General features: G+C 46.7%; 15 protein-coding genes. 12 read left to right on the forward strand and 3 right to left on the reverse strand.

Going from position 1 to position 13,196, the window contains the following annotated elements:
- Window positions 1-122 precede the first annotated feature (122 nt).
- From AB4124_RS19615 to AB4124_RS19625, 3 genes are all read left to right on the forward strand, one after another.
- Window positions 123-281 (forward strand): hypothetical protein, encoded by a 159-nt coding sequence (locus tag AB4124_RS19615; RefSeq protein ID WP_430134708.1) that lies wholly within the window; start codon window positions 123-125, stop codon window positions 279-281.
- A 99-nt stretch (window positions 282-380) separates the two neighbouring features.
- Window positions 381-755: a sensory rhodopsin transducer gene (locus tag AB4124_RS19620; RefSeq protein ID WP_339266376.1), complete on the forward strand. Its 375-nt coding sequence runs from the start codon at window positions 381-383 to the stop codon at window positions 753-755.
- Window positions 756-768: 13 nt separating this feature from the next.
- Window positions 769-1,197, forward strand: a complete 429-nt coding sequence (locus AB4124_RS19625; RefSeq protein WP_441973947.1) for a GNAT family N-acetyltransferase — start codon at window positions 769-771, stop codon at window positions 1,195-1,197.
- Here AB4124_RS19625 and AB4124_RS19630 read toward each other — a convergent pair.
- From AB4124_RS19630 to AB4124_RS19640, 3 genes are read right to left on the reverse strand one after another with little or no spacing between them, the layout of a single operon-like run.
- Entirely contained in the window at window positions 1,176-2,387 is a 1,212-nt protein-coding gene (locus tag AB4124_RS19630; RefSeq protein WP_441973948.1) for a Ger(x)C family spore germination protein, read from the reverse strand. The two genes, AB4124_RS19625 and AB4124_RS19630, sit on opposite strands and share 22 nt — an antisense overlap.
- On the reverse strand, window positions 2,384-3,475 hold the full coding sequence (locus AB4124_RS19635; protein WP_441973949.1) for a spore germination protein: 1,092 nt from the start codon (window positions 3,473-3,475) through the stop codon (window positions 2,384-2,386). Before AB4124_RS19635 ends, AB4124_RS19630 begins: the two co-directional genes overlap by 4 nt.
- A 32-nt stretch (window positions 3,476-3,507) precedes the next feature.
- Entirely contained in the window at window positions 3,508-5,040 is a 1,533-nt protein-coding gene (locus AB4124_RS19640) for a spore germination protein (RefSeq protein WP_441973950.1), read from the reverse strand.
- 367 nt (window positions 5,041-5,407) lie between these two features.
- On the opposite strand from AB4124_RS19640, the gene AB4124_RS19645 reads away from it, so the two are divergent.
- The 9 genes from AB4124_RS19645 (at window position 5,408) to AB4124_RS19685 (ending at window position 13,192) form a co-directional block, all read left to right on the forward strand.
- Window positions 5,408-6,490 (forward strand): Gfo/Idh/MocA family protein, encoded by a 1,083-nt coding sequence (locus tag AB4124_RS19645; protein WP_441973951.1) that lies wholly within the window; start codon window positions 5,408-5,410, stop codon window positions 6,488-6,490.
- Window positions 6,491-6,517: 27 nt separating this feature from the next.
- Window positions 6,518-7,429, forward strand: coding sequence for a sugar phosphate isomerase/epimerase (locus AB4124_RS19650; RefSeq protein ID WP_441973952.1), 912 nt, complete (start codon window positions 6,518-6,520; stop codon window positions 7,427-7,429).
- Window positions 7,430-7,529: 100 nt separating this feature from the next.
- The gene (locus AB4124_RS19655) at window positions 7,530-8,321 is read left to right on the forward strand and encodes a lipid II flippase Amj family protein (RefSeq protein ID WP_076325093.1); all 792 of its coding nucleotides are present in this window, start codon (window positions 7,530-7,532) and stop codon (window positions 8,319-8,321) included.
- 48 nt (window positions 8,322-8,369) lie between these two features.
- Entirely contained in the window at window positions 8,370-8,663 is a 294-nt protein-coding gene (locus AB4124_RS19660) for a hypothetical protein (protein ID WP_441973953.1), read from the forward strand.
- Between the two features lie 267 nt (window positions 8,664-8,930).
- Window positions 8,931-9,629 carry a FadR/GntR family transcriptional regulator gene (locus tag AB4124_RS19665; RefSeq protein WP_076325091.1) on the forward strand — a complete coding sequence of 233 codons (699 nt, stop codon included), beginning with the start codon at window positions 8,931-8,933 and terminating at the stop codon, window positions 9,627-9,629.
- 90 nt (window positions 9,630-9,719) lie between these two features.
- Window positions 9,720-11,069, forward strand: a complete 1,350-nt coding sequence (locus AB4124_RS19670) for an acyclic terpene utilization AtuA family protein (protein WP_430105172.1) — start codon at window positions 9,720-9,722, stop codon at window positions 11,067-11,069.
- A 12-nt stretch (window positions 11,070-11,081) separates the two neighbouring features.
- On the forward strand, window positions 11,082-11,408 hold the full coding sequence (locus tag AB4124_RS19675) for a DUF4387 domain-containing protein (protein ID WP_083659789.1): 327 nt from the start codon (window positions 11,082-11,084) through the stop codon (window positions 11,406-11,408).
- 3 nt (window positions 11,409-11,411) lie between these two features.
- Entirely contained in the window at window positions 11,412-12,305 is an 894-nt protein-coding gene (locus AB4124_RS19680) for an ABC transporter permease (protein WP_430105171.1), read from the forward strand.
- A 14-nt stretch (window positions 12,306-12,319) separates the two neighbouring features.
- The gene (locus tag AB4124_RS19685; protein ID WP_215160247.1) at window positions 12,320-13,192 is read left to right on the forward strand and encodes a carbohydrate ABC transporter permease; all 873 of its coding nucleotides are present in this window, start codon (window positions 12,320-12,322) and stop codon (window positions 13,190-13,192) included.
- The last annotated feature ends 4 nt before the right edge of the window (window positions 13,193-13,196 follow it).

The following is a 13,196-nucleotide window of genomic DNA, read 5'->3' on the forward strand; positions in this document are numbered from 1 at the left end:
TGCTTATGTAGTCGGTTATTTGAACAAGGAGAACGGTTATTTGAATTTATGTTCGGAGGCTCCCAATCCATAATGGAGTTAGCCGAAATTTTAACCAGCTGGGTCCCGAAGGAATCAAATCCGTGTTTATGTGGGGGAGGCCAGGGGAGTTTCTGCTGTTTCAGCTGGGCGTCATGGACAACACTCTTTTTCAAGAGCGCTGTGCGATCCGATTGGCTGACATGGAGGTTCGCGCTCTGAAGGCGCTTGGATTCCAGCCGTTGTCTCTGTTTCTGCGTTAGTACGATGGGTGGATCAAGGATTAAAGGAACTTTCGGAGTCCAGAGCGAATGTATTATTATTTAAGCACCCTAAACCATGAGTTGCGAGGAGCGAAGCGCATGTCAAAAGGTGAAAAACATTGGATTATTCCCGACGGATATATCCCTCCTGAAAGCAGCGGAGAATTAACCAGTCATGAATCCGTCTGTGTCTTGAACTTATCCGAGCAGGACGTTGTGGTCACGATACATGCTTACTTTGAGGATCGTGATCCATTGCTAGGAATGGAAACCATCGTACCAGCTAGAAGAACCAAGCACATACGAACCAGCTCGCTTCAAACGGCTGGCCGGCAAAGTATTCCTCCAGGTATTCCCTATGCTATGGAAGTTACGAGCAGTGCACCCGTATTTGTTCAATACAGCCGTCTCGATTCCACACAGGCCGAGAATGCCTTAATGAGTGTCATGGCGTATCCGGTAACCAGATCCTAAGGAAGGTGATTGTATGGTACAGAACTTAATATATACCTCAGAGGCGCCTGAGGATTTTCGTCAACTGGAAGCTTTGTACGCTTCGCTTGGTTGGAACTCTATTCATCTATCCGTTACCGAATTGAAAACCATGTGCTTGCAGAGCTGGTATGCCATCTATGCATATGAAGGGCATAAATTGGTAGGTATGGGACGTTTGGTTTCCGATGGGGTTATTACTGGCGTTATATGCGGATTAGGCGTACATCCGGGTTATCAGTCCAGAGGGATAGGCCGCGAGATCCTCCATCGATTGGTTGAACATTGCGAGAAGTTCGGGGTCTTCCCGCAGCTGATGTGTGAGGAAGAGCTGGAGCCGTATTATGAGAAGCTGGGTTTTCAGCGATTCACCATTGGGATGAAGAAGGATATACAGCGAACTCATTCATCGGATGTCCCATAATCTTTGATCGTTATTTTGACCTCATACTGGATCGGAACCTCACTAAATGTTTGATCCCAATCTTTTTTGGCTGTCTTCCATATATGAGGATACTTAATTCTCAATTTGTTTCCGAAACCGGAAACGTCTGTCTTGTATTCATGTTGAATTTTATCGAGTACATTCTTTACCAAACGCTCAACCTCTTCTTCAATAGCTTTTTCCACTCTTTTCAAAAATTCAGTTTCAATGGGTTTTTCCGAAACCACCCAATGCTCGGCAATTCTTCCTTCGGACTCGACTTCTATATTAAACGAGATATTGTTTCCATCAACATGAGGTTTAATTTTACTTTTCATAGACAGCATTTCGTATACAATAGGCTGACCTGTCTTTCTATCAACGCTTTTAACCAAACCGCCTTTCCCTTTTCCGGTTATCCACGTTAAGCCCTCTATTTCCTGTTCATTCAAAAAACCACGCAGTTTTTTAGTTTTCCCTTCAATGACGGCAGCTCCTGCAAATTTTATTTCTCCATTCGACGACGAGACGACATTTTGCAAAAGAAAGCTGGCTCCGGAATGCAGCTTCCCCTCTATTTTGGTAAGTGTAGTTGGAGGCAAAATTTTGGTGGTTCTTCCGTGACCGTGTGTCATTTCAACGAGCCGGAATGCTGGAATATCCATCGGTTTTTTCGATTCTAGTGTTTTACTCGCACGGTTTTGAGCAATTAGAAGGAGGCCGCTTGGTCTCATCTCTTGTTCTCTAATAAAAAAATCCAACATCTTTTGAAGATCTAAAGTACGCGCAAGATCCTCTCCAATGATAATTACTTTTGAATGTTCGGCAAAGGCACGTTTGTCGATTCTTAATACCATATTGCGTAAAGTCGGCAGGATAGCATCTCCTGTTTCAGAAACGTTGTTGTAAGCTTTTTGTGGTGATGAACCTGCTTTTGTTCCTTTACCTGTTTTACCTGTTGTCTCTGCGGTGAGAAATTGATTGGTTATCGTAATTTGATCCCGGTTAGGATACCTGCCTGTTTGTCCCGCTGACTCTTCCTGTGCCTCCTCCTGTTTTTCCAAATCCAATGAAGTGCCTACAATAAGGCCTAGATCTTCAATTTCTTTATTGCTCCAGCATCCAGTAAGAGGTAGGAGGATAAGAACCAACAGCGCATTCAAGAGGATCCGTATCGTGATGTGCTTCAAGCTTTTCCACCTCTCAGTCTCGATACTAGAAGTAAGATTAATGGTAGTACAGCAAATAATAATAACGCGACATTACCGATGGTATCCCCAAGTTTAAAGAGGTCTTTGATATTTTTGGGAGTCATGGCAATGATGTAAATAATCGGAATCAAGCCATATATAAATGGATGGATCTTCTTTTTGAACAACTGAGCCAGCCCTAAAGCAGCCGCATAATAGGTAATGGTAAAGGTAGTGAATATTTGCATAATCCATATCACAAGCAGCAAAGATTCAAACCGTTCAAAGATCAAACCGGGGATTTCAAAACTTCGCATAAGCTCAAGTGTAGGCCATGTGCTCGTGACCACTCCATCGATCGATAGGGCTCCTATGACCATGACAACGGTTATGCCGTAAAAGAGCAAGGGGATGAATACTCCAACTAGAACAACTTTTACGGCTTTGTCTGGCTGTTTCATAAAGGCTACAAGGAGCAGCATAATTTCAGAACCTAAAAATGCAAGAGCCGTTGTCCTTATTCCTTTTAGCATGGGGGCAATTCCCAATCCTAACACGGGACGGAGATTATCAATCTCAAATATGCCTAAGCTCAAAAAGGCAGCCAATAAAAAAATGACGATCGTAATTGGGAATATGATTTCAAACAAACGGGCGATCGTGTTTATTCCGCCTATGATCAGATAGAGACCTATCCACATAAAAGGCAGGATGATGGCCCAGGTGGGGGTACCTTCCAGCAAAAAAAGGCCGGTTACTTCTGCCATTGTTCTGACTTCATATGCAGAAATGGTAAAAAAGTAGCCGATCACAAGTAAACTGAGGAACCCGCCCACCCATTTTCCTACAATTTCTTGGTTATATTGATAAAAGGTTTTTTCGGGGAATCGCTTGTTTAATTTCACGATGATCACCCCTACGATCATTGCGATCATCCCGCCCAAAATAACGGTGATCCACACATCGGGTGTTTTCACCTTCTCCACAGATGTGCGGGGGAGGGTGAGGATCCCGGCTGCAAGAATATAATTGACGAGGATAACAACTGCTTGCGAAGTCGTAATTTGGTCTTTTGAACTACCTATCATGTTGGTGTATTTCCTTTCATAGAGAGCTATCATTAGCGGATGGAATCTTTCTTATGTATCGCCTTCCGAAGGCGTTTCATCTTCAAAAGTGGCATACGAATCATAAAGTCTTTCCAATCAGTTGCTCGATAAGGAACGATCGGAGTGATATAGGGAACACCAAAACTCTTCAACCTCACTAAATGGCTGCAAAGGAAAAGGAAAAAGAGAACGACCCCATACAATCCAAACACAGCAGCGAAAAACATGGCTACAAAACGAAGCATGCGAAACGTAATTCCGGCGCTGTATTGAGGGACGGTAAAGGAAGAAATGGCAGTTAACGCCACCACGATCACCAAAATTGGACTGACAATCCCCGCTTGTACGGCGGCTTCCCCAATGACCAATCCGCCGACGATACCCATGGCCGGACCAATGGGTTTAGGCAATCGAAGTCCGCCCTCCCGCAGAATCTCGATGGCTATTTCCATGATCAGTGCTTCAATTATTGCGGGAAACGGGACGCCTTCTCTCGTGCCCATAATAGACAAGGCCAGTTTGGTTGGGATCATTCCCTGGTGAAACGAGACAAACGAAATATACAAGGAGGGTCCAAAAAGCGATATAAGGGCCGCGAAATAACGCAATAGGCGGATGAGAAAACTCGGTAACCAACGATCATAATAGTCCTCTGGTGAGTGCAGCATCATACTAAATGAAACCGGAACGATTAATGCGAAAGGCGTCCCATCTAACAAGATCGCAACTCGTCCTTCCATCAAGGCACTGTAAACGCGGTCGGGACGCTCTGTATTCTGTACTTGTGTAAAAGGACTGAGGTAATTATCCTCGATCAGCTGCTCTACGTATCCTGATTCCGGTACATCATCTATCTTTATTTTTTTGATTCTTTCCTGGACCTCTTCCACCAAAGCAGGGTCCGCCATATCTTTGATATAGGCGATGACAAGTTCTTTTTTTGAACGTAGTCCTACTTGAAACTTGATGATGGACAAGTTGTAGTTGTCACCATGCTGTCGTAAAAGGGCAGTATTATCACTTAACGATTCTGTGAAGCCTACACGTGGGCCTCTAACCAGTGGTTCCGAGGAAGGTTCTTCAATACTGCGCGATTTCCCTTTGGTTGTACCGAGAATGAGCACATTCTGCACGCCATCCACTAACAGTGCGGTCGAACCTGTCAATATCTTGGACACTAAATCTTTTACAAGATGTGCTTCGGTTACTTCACTTATGGTAAGAACTTGATTTTTAATAAATTCTTTAGAAACGGCCCCCTGCACAAAAGATGGATCCTGATTATTTTTTTCGCAGAAGCTCACCATAAGAGATTTCATGATGTGTTTGTCGATGAGTTCTTTATCCGACAGTCCATCTACGAAAATGAGGGCCGCACAAATGCCTGTGCCTCCAATATGAAACTCCCTAAAGTGTACATCCGAGTTATGGCCGATTGCTTCTCTTACCAGTTCAAGATCCAAGGCGAAATTCCCCGTAAAATGCTCTAATGAGGCTTGAGCAGAACTCAATGTTTTGCTTTTTTCATTCTCATGTTGTTTCATTGTTGTTACCCGCCATTTCCTCAGTCTTCCTTTGAGTTATGAATCCATTTAAAAAACCTTGAGATCATATACGGAATTACCAATGCGATGAAACCCTGCATAAAAACCTTCCAATCCGGAAGGTAGGAAAGCACCATTTTCCACATGTTGATCCCCCTGCTAAGTCAACATTAGCGTCGTTTAAACATAAGCCTCTATAATTCCATTATGATCTAAGCAACAACCGTTTAAACTTAAAACATCGACGATACGGGGGTACATTAGACCATTGAAAAGTTAGGCTTGGCCAAAGTCACAGGGTACGGGAGAGGGAAATAATGTTAAAATAACATCAGGCGGGTAGCTTGATGTTAGGAGGTTTCATAAGATGAAGACATTGTCAGTAGGAATTATAGGGACCGGATTTGGCGGTACCGTTCATGCTCCCATTCTTCAGCTGCACCCGGGGATAGAAGTGAAATCCATTGCTAGTGTCCATCGACAACGCACGGAGGACCGCTTGTGGAATGGAATTCCGTATTACAGGAATTGGCGTGATATGCTGGAGAGTGAGCCGTTGGATTTGGTATCGATCGTATCGGCACCCGTCCATCATTATGAAATGACGATGCTCGCCTTGCAGTCCGGCCACCATGTCCTGACAGAGAAACCTCTGGGCATGAATACGGAGCAAACGTTACAAATGCTGAGAGAGTCGGAACGGCTGGACCGACATGCTTTCGTTAATTTTCAATGGAGATGGACGCCGATTCGGCAACGAATAAAACAGATGCTGCAAGATAAAAAGCTGGGAGATATTCAGCATATCAAATATACAGGGAGCTTCTCCGGATACTCTGTACTGGCTAATTCTTACCGGGGATGGGAAGCCCGCAGCGAGGATGGCGGTGGATTCCTGTTTGCGATCGGTTCGCATATGATAGATTCACTCCTATGGTGGATGGACGAAGAGATTACGGAAGTGTACGGTGACCTGAGAACCCAGATCCCTGCCTATAAGGGAGATGCAGGGCTTGAGTTCAGGGACGCTGAGGATGCCTTTACCTTTTCAGGGCGTTTTAAGGGTGGAACCTCTGTCCTTGCGGATGTATTTTTCCCGGGAATTCGTGGAGTCGGTTGGACGCTAGAGATTTACGGAACGAAGGGGACGCTGAGGATGCGAGATGACCTTACCCTCGAATGCAGCTTTGGCGGGGCATTTGAATCTATCCCGATTGATCCGTTTGACCCTCCGGCTAACCTGGAGGCTCCGGCAGTGCACTATTATAACGGCTTCTATCAGATGATAGATGGCATGTATCACAGCATAACTGCAAATAAACCGACGTTGAACATGCCGTATTTCGTGGATGGCCACAGGGTACAAGCTGTTCTGGATGCAATTCGTCTGTCGTCCGAGACGCACAGCCGGGTCAGCGTTGATTATGGATCCATGATTCGGCATGGATAAGAGGAAAGTCAAAGGAGGGGCAAAGGCATGATTCCGAGGCGTCTACAGGTAGGGATGTGGGATCACTTTACGGAAGAACGATGGGATGAGCTTGCTGACCAGCATATCAGCGGGATGGAAATATGCAGCTTTCCGAATCGGGAGGCATTATTGCAGGTCAGCGATTATTGCTGCAGCCAGCGGATCGCTTTCGGTGTGCATGCCCCGATTCTCGGCGACGCTGGATTTCGATTGCCTCAAGTTAATGCTCCAGAGTCCGGGGACTTTCAGGAAGCACTAGAACAAATCTCGTCCGAGGTTCAGTTAGCATCCAGTATGGGCGCAGATTATATGCTGTTCCATTATCCATTTTATCCGGTCTTCCAGGAGCCCTTTACCCCATATCCGAGACTTCCCGATCCTTCACATCGTTATAGTTACAACCAATTGAGCAAAACAAAATTCCGGGAAATTTCCAAGCGGTTATTTGAGTTTCTCTGTGAGCTGCAGCTCCGTTATGGGCAGCGCATTGTGCTGGAGCATGATTTTTTTGGTGATTACGAGGATGTGTTTGTGGATAGCTTTCACGCTTATCCTGAAATCGGGTTTGTGCTGGACACGGCCAGGCTTGATATTACCCGCAGGGCCTTTCACGGGTTTGATCCGTATCATTTTCTTGATCGGATGGCATCCCAGGTTTATTTGGTCCATTACAGTAACGTATTTTATGATGAGGACAAGTTCACGCATCATCTGCCTGTCCTGCCGGAGCAGGATCATGATGTGAATTATGGAGATGCCTACGCCTATTTGCGGTATCTTGCAGAACGCAATTCACGGTTTCATGTAACATTTGAACACAAAGCCAGTCTCATCACTCAACAGCAGCTGCATCAGATATATAGTCGGACGGCGTTGACGCTGGAAGAGCAGGGAGGGCACGTACTAATTCGATCGTAAATCGGATAGATATAAAGAGTGGGCTAGAGCTTACAGACTCAATTGGCGACAATACAGGGTACGGCGTTTGAACTGAACATCAGGTGGGGAGGAGCCCTCTATGATACAGAGCTTGATCGTTGTGTTTGTCCTGACGATGATTATTCATACGGCGGAAACCTTGTCATACTCCGCAAGATATGCCGGGGTGAAGCTAAACAAGATTGCTGTTGCCTTATCGTTGACGGGGATCATTGTGCTGGTTTCCCGAACATCCAACTTAGTTCAAGCACCGCTGACGGCCAAGTTTGTTGATTATGCGAAGGTGGATCCTTCATTTGACGTGCTTTCCTATTTCAGGGCGATTTTGTTAGCGGCCTCGATCGGAACGATTGTCGCAATCGCGTTGTTTCCCACCTTCGTCAATCTGTTCAGCAGAGTCATCAGCAAGCTGGAGGTCGCCGGATCGATTCCGAAGCTGGTATCCAGTGTGACCATTGGACAGCTTAAGAACACAAGGCATTACATAAGAAAGCCCAATTTGAAATGGAGTCAGTTTCGTTACTTAGGAATACCTAAACGGTTTATTATGCTGAATATTGTGGTCACCGCTTTTTACACAGTAGGCGTCCTGTCATCTCTGTACGCAGCACATCTCGTTCCTCAGTACAGCACCACGGCATCCCAAGCATCCGGACTGATTAACGGAATTGCAACGATTATTTTAACGATATTTATCGATCCCCAGCTTGGTTTGATTACCGACAAGGCGACTCGGAACGAGGAAGCGAGGGACCAGCTTGGCAAAGTGTATACGATGCTGATGGTTTCAAGGTTTTTTGGGACCATGCTGGCACAGCTGGTGATCATTCCGGCCGCTTATGTGATCAGTGAGATTGTGAAGTGGATATAAGGACTATGGTTGTGGTTAGAAAGTCAGAAGGAGAGAGGAAGAATCGTAATGACTCGTAAACGTGTAGTTATGGAATCCGTGCTGTTTGCTGCAGCGATATACATAGGTTATTTTGTATTTATGATCTTTCAAGGTCTGGTGCTAACACAGAGACATGTGCGGGATCTGGATTTGACCAAGCAATATGAACGGGCGGAATCCCTCCAGGCTCAGGTAGCTTTTGGAATGATCGAGCGGAATAGCGAATGGCTTACCGTGGCTGCAATTGGAGGCTTTATTGTATTGGGCGGCCTATATGGATGTGTTCGATGGATGTTGGCAAAACGAAGACCGCAACCCTAATATTGGATTTTCTAGAGAGCATAAACCCTGTCATGGATTTCCGTCCAAAGCCAGGGTTATTTGTTTTGAAAAAGAAAAATCTGAAGATGATTGGGTCACCCAATTACCCGGTGTATGTCTTCAATCAGGCAATAATATCTCCATAACGATGATGTAAGCGCTGTTTTTTATGCTTGACAGCCTTTTACGATGCGTTTATGCTAAACATGCGGTTAATTGGATCACCCAATTATCGTTTGCGCAAGTAGGGATAGAGAGGGTAGTCATATGACCATTAAGAAGATTAAATATCATCGGGTGTACGAGGATGTCATTGAACAGATCAAGAATCTGATTCTGGAAGGAAATCTGGCTCCGGGTGATGTTCTTCCGACTGAACGGGAGCTGGCCCAATCGTTTGGCATTAGCCGCGGGACATTGCGGGAAGCATTCCGCATTCTGGAGCGCGAAGGACTGATTGAAGCCAGACCCGGCGGCGGGCGCTTCCTGAGTAAGGCACTGGATGTTGCCGAGGATCGAAGCCGCATACTGGACAATATTGAACGTGCGACTATCATTGAGTTGTTAGAGGCGCGTGAATTGTTCGAGACAGGAATCGTGGAGCTAGCGGCCAAGCGGGCAACCGATGAGGATATCGCCGAGATTGAGGCAGCCTTCGCGACGTGGGGGGAGATTGATCAGAATGCGGAGGATCGCTCGAAGCCGGATCAGGCGTTTCATCTGTCAATTGCTAAAGCCACGCATAACGTGGTCCTCGTCAATATGATTGAATTGCATATGGATTTGCTTCAGCGGACGCTGAGCAAAACAGCCCAGATTCCGGGTCGCAAGAGCGAGGTCTACGAAGAACATTTACTTATTTTGCAAGCTATTAAGGAACGCGATCCGGTAAAAGCAAAGCTGGCTTTGCTGAACCATCTCAGCCGGGTTAAAGAAAACATACAGAAAAACTACATTCATGTTTAAGAGGGGAGAATCGTACCCCTTTTAGCACAAATTGGATAATCCAATTATCCAATGGTCATGGGTGAATATTTTGGTAAAGAGGGACTGCAGATGAATACAGACATTCGAATTCTATCCCCCTGCGGCATGCTGGGATATGGATTTCCTGAACAATCCTTCATGAACGGACTGAAGTTCGAGCTGCACGGCATCGTTGTTGATGCAGGCTCAACGGACGGGGGACCGCATAAGTTGGGTGCCGGCGTATCGATCGTCAGCAAGCGGGCGGTTAAGAAAGACCTGGATATTATGCTCACGAACGGTTTGCCCCGTAAAATTCCGATCATCATCGGCTCGGCCGGCGGTTCGGGCGCACGGACCCATGTGAAATGGACACTCGACATCATTGATGAAATTTTGGATGAGCGGGGACTTCAGGCCAAGGTGTCCGTCATATGGGCCGACTTCACCCGGGAGGAAATCCATCAGGCGAAGGAAGAAGGGCGGATTAGGGCATTAAGTCCGAATATTCCGCCACTCACCAGTGAGTTGATTGACTCCACCAACAGCATCGTTGCCCAGATGGGACATGAACCTATTGTGGAAGCGCTTCAACAGGGCGTGGACATCATCGTCTGCGGCAGGGCGTATGATCCTTCGCCTTTCGCGGCGATCGGGATCTACCACGGCAAGGACCCGGGGCTATCCTATCATCTGGGCAAAATATTGGAATGCGGCGCATTGTGCGCGGAACCGGGAACAACCAAAGACAGCATTCTTGGCACGATCAGCGACGATTCGTTTACCGTTCAGTCGCTTAACCCGGACCGGACGTGCAGCCCGACCAGCGTTGCGGCACATACGTTTTATGAGAAGGAACACCCTTATATTCTGCATGGTCCCGGATTTACACTGGACTTGGAGAATTGCCGCTTCGAGGAAGAGGAGAAAGGCATCGTTCGGGTAACCGGCAGCCGGTTCCTTCCGGCAGAGAAATATTTCATTAAGCTGGAAGGCGCTAGGCGCGTCGCTTATCGGACCTTCGTGGTGGCGGGGATCCGGGATCCGATCCTGATCGGGAAGCTGGAAGAGGTTGAGGAATATGTTCGCAATCAGGCACGGGAATATTACCGGGAAATTCCGGAATCGGATTATCAGATTCAATTTTACAACTACGGCAAGAACGGTGTTCTCGGAAGCAAGGAGCCGGAGTCGTTCGTCGGACACGAGGTCGGCGTTATGTTCGAAGTGGTGGCCAAGACGCAGGAGTTAGCGAACAGCATCTGCGCCACGGTGCGTTCCACCTTCCTGCATTATGGATACGAAGGCCGTAAATCAACGGCAGGCAATCTGGCTTTTCCCTTCGCGCCAAGCGATATCGAGTTCGGTCCTGTCTATGAATTCTCCGTCTACCATCTGATGGAAATGAACAATAATGCTTTTCGGATAGAGCATCGATAAGGAGGATCAACCATGACTCAACTCGGCGATTTGGCGAAGGTGCTGCGAAGCAAAAACTCAGGCCCCTTCGAAATTACTTTAGACGTGTTGTTTGATTCCAAAGAGCAATATGACAAAGTGAAACAGTCCGGCATCATTACAAAACGGACGATATGCGAGCTGTATCAGATACGGGAGGAGCAGATTCATCACCTGGTATTTTTCGACCAGGCGCTGGGTTTCAAAATCACAATGTCGCGGGATATATCGTCCGGCAGTGTCGGCGACCGCGACGTGTACGGAGCCCAGCAGCATGCTCCCCTCATGAAATTATCCATTGAACATCTGGAGGAGGGGTAAGCCATGAAGGTGTTGAGACGCTTAAGGCAGGATTGGGTACTATACGCGATGCTGTCGCTGCCTCTGCTCTACTTTTTTATCTTTCACATCATTCCGCTATACGGCATGAAGCTTGCCTTTCAGGATTACCGGATTCTGGGGGATCATGTATGGGTCGGGTGGAAGCACTTTAAGACGCTATTCAGCTCGCCCGCCTTCACAAGCGTACTGCAGAATACCATCATTATCAGTTTGATGAAAATCGTATTTGTATTCCCGATTCCAATCATGTTATCACTGCTTATTAATGAAGTTCGAAGCTCGAAATACCGCAAATACGTACAATCCGTGGTTTATTTGCCGCATTTTCTATCCTGGGTCGTTATTGCCGGGATCTGGATCAGCCTCTTGAATCCTGCCGAAGGCGGAGTCAATCTGATTGCGAATTTCTTTCAACTGCCATCCATTGATTACATGACCAGCAAAGAGCATATTCGTTGGGTGCTCGTATTCTCCGAAATCTGGCGAAGCGCCGGCTGGGACTCCATCATCTACCTGGCAGCCATCATGAAGATCAGCCCAGGATTGTATGAAGCAGCCAAGATTGACGGGGCGACCCGCCTGCAGCAGATGAGGTTCATTACGCTTCCTCATTTATACAGCACAGTTGTAACCGTCTTCATTCTGAATCTGGGCTTCTTCATGAATGCTGGTTTCGATCAAGTGTTTAACTTTATGAACGATTCCATCATCAGTGTGGTGGATATTTTGGACACGTATGTGTACCGAATCGGTATCGGGAACGGACAATTTGCTTATGCAACCGCAGCGAGTCTGTTCAAGGGCGTTATCGGTATCATCCTCATCCTGGGCACGCATTTCATCTCGAAGCGCTTCTCGGGCAAGGGCGTCTGGTAAAGGAGGGATTTACGATGAGGCGACTGGAAGTTTCGAAAATCGTTATTTATCTCATGTTGTTTGTGTTTACGCTCATGGTATTGGTTCCTCTCCTGAATCTGCTGGCGCTATCCTTAACCGATCCCGGCAAAGCCCATTTGATGGGCGGACTGGACATTTTTCCGAAGGGATTCTCGACGATCAATTACCAACTGTTATTGTCCAATCCCTTGATTACGGGCAGTATTCTGAATTCGGTATGGATTACCGTAGCGGGTACATTCCTGAATCTGCTGCTGACCTCCATGGCAGCGTACGTGCTGGCCAGAACCGAGTTTATCGGTAAAAAAGTTGTATTGTTCTTTCTGATCGTCATTATGGTGTTCGAGCCGGGCATGATTCCCGAATACCTGCTGGTAAAGGATCTCGGACTGATGAATACGCTCACGTCACTGATCCTGTACAAAGCGGTCAACGTGTACTATCTCTTTATTCTTATGCGGTTCATTCAGGACATTCCGGAGGAGATTCTGGAGGCTTCCCGAATCGACGGCGCAGGTCATTTTCGCTTATATAGTCAGATCATACTGCCGCTGTCCAAACCGGGGCTGGCGACATTGGGTTTGTTCTATGGGGTATATCACTGGAACGAATATTTCAGAGCCACGCTCTACATTTCGGATCCAACCAAATGGCCGCTGCAGGTTGTACTCAGACAATTTGTTGTCCGCAAGGATAATACGTCCTTGATCGGCAACCAAAACATGTTCGACAGCTCGATCAACTTTGATTTTGCTTCCCTGCAGGCAGGTACGATCATGATTGCGATTGTACCGCTGTTATTCCTATATCCGTTCATTCTGAAATATTACGCGAAAGGCGAACTGGAGGGCGGAGTGAAGGATTAAGCGG

Source organism: Paenibacillus sp. 2KB_20, assembly GCF_052115765.1.
Lineage (GTDB): Bacteria > Bacillota > Bacilli > Paenibacillales > Paenibacillaceae > Paenibacillus_AQ.

What these genes read in the sequence shown, in the direction of transcription:
- AB4124_RS19655 (WP_076325093.1), top strand. Translation starts at nt 7,530, where the DNA reads ATGATACAGAGCTTGATCGTTGTGTTTGTCCTGACGATGATTATTCAT.
- AB4124_RS19665 (WP_076325091.1), top strand. Translation starts at nt 8,931, where the DNA reads ATGACCATTAAGAAGATTAAATATCATCGGGTGTACGAGGATGTCATT.
- AB4124_RS19620 (WP_339266376.1), top strand. Translation starts at nt 381, where the DNA reads ATGTCAAAAGGTGAAAAACATTGGATTATTCCCGACGGATATATCCCT.
- AB4124_RS19680 (WP_430105171.1), top strand. Translation starts at nt 11,412, where the DNA reads ATGAAGGTGTTGAGACGCTTAAGGCAGGATTGGGTACTATACGCGATG.
- AB4124_RS19635 (WP_441973949.1), bottom strand. Translation starts at nt 3,475, where the DNA reads ATGATAGGTAGTTCAAAAGACCAAATTACGACTTCGCAAGCAGTTGTT.
- AB4124_RS19645 (WP_441973951.1), top strand. Translation starts at nt 5,408, where the DNA reads ATGAAGACATTGTCAGTAGGAATTATAGGGACCGGATTTGGCGGTACC.
- AB4124_RS19675 (WP_083659789.1), top strand. Translation starts at nt 11,082, where the DNA reads ATGACTCAACTCGGCGATTTGGCGAAGGTGCTGCGAAGCAAAAACTCA.
- AB4124_RS19670 (WP_430105172.1), top strand. Translation starts at nt 9,720, where the DNA reads ATGAATACAGACATTCGAATTCTATCCCCCTGCGGCATGCTGGGATAT.
- AB4124_RS19685 (WP_215160247.1), top strand. Translation starts at nt 12,320, where the DNA reads ATGAGGCGACTGGAAGTTTCGAAAATCGTTATTTATCTCATGTTGTTT.
- AB4124_RS19660 (WP_441973953.1), top strand. Translation starts at nt 8,370, where the DNA reads ATGACTCGTAAACGTGTAGTTATGGAATCCGTGCTGTTTGCTGCAGCG.
- AB4124_RS19650 (WP_441973952.1), top strand. Translation starts at nt 6,518, where the DNA reads ATGATTCCGAGGCGTCTACAGGTAGGGATGTGGGATCACTTTACGGAA.
- AB4124_RS19625 (WP_441973947.1), top strand. Translation starts at nt 769, where the DNA reads ATGGTACAGAACTTAATATATACCTCAGAGGCGCCTGAGGATTTTCGT.
- AB4124_RS19640 (WP_441973950.1), bottom strand. Translation starts at nt 5,040, where the DNA reads ATGAAACAACATGAGAATGAAAAAAGCAAAACATTGAGTTCTGCTCAA.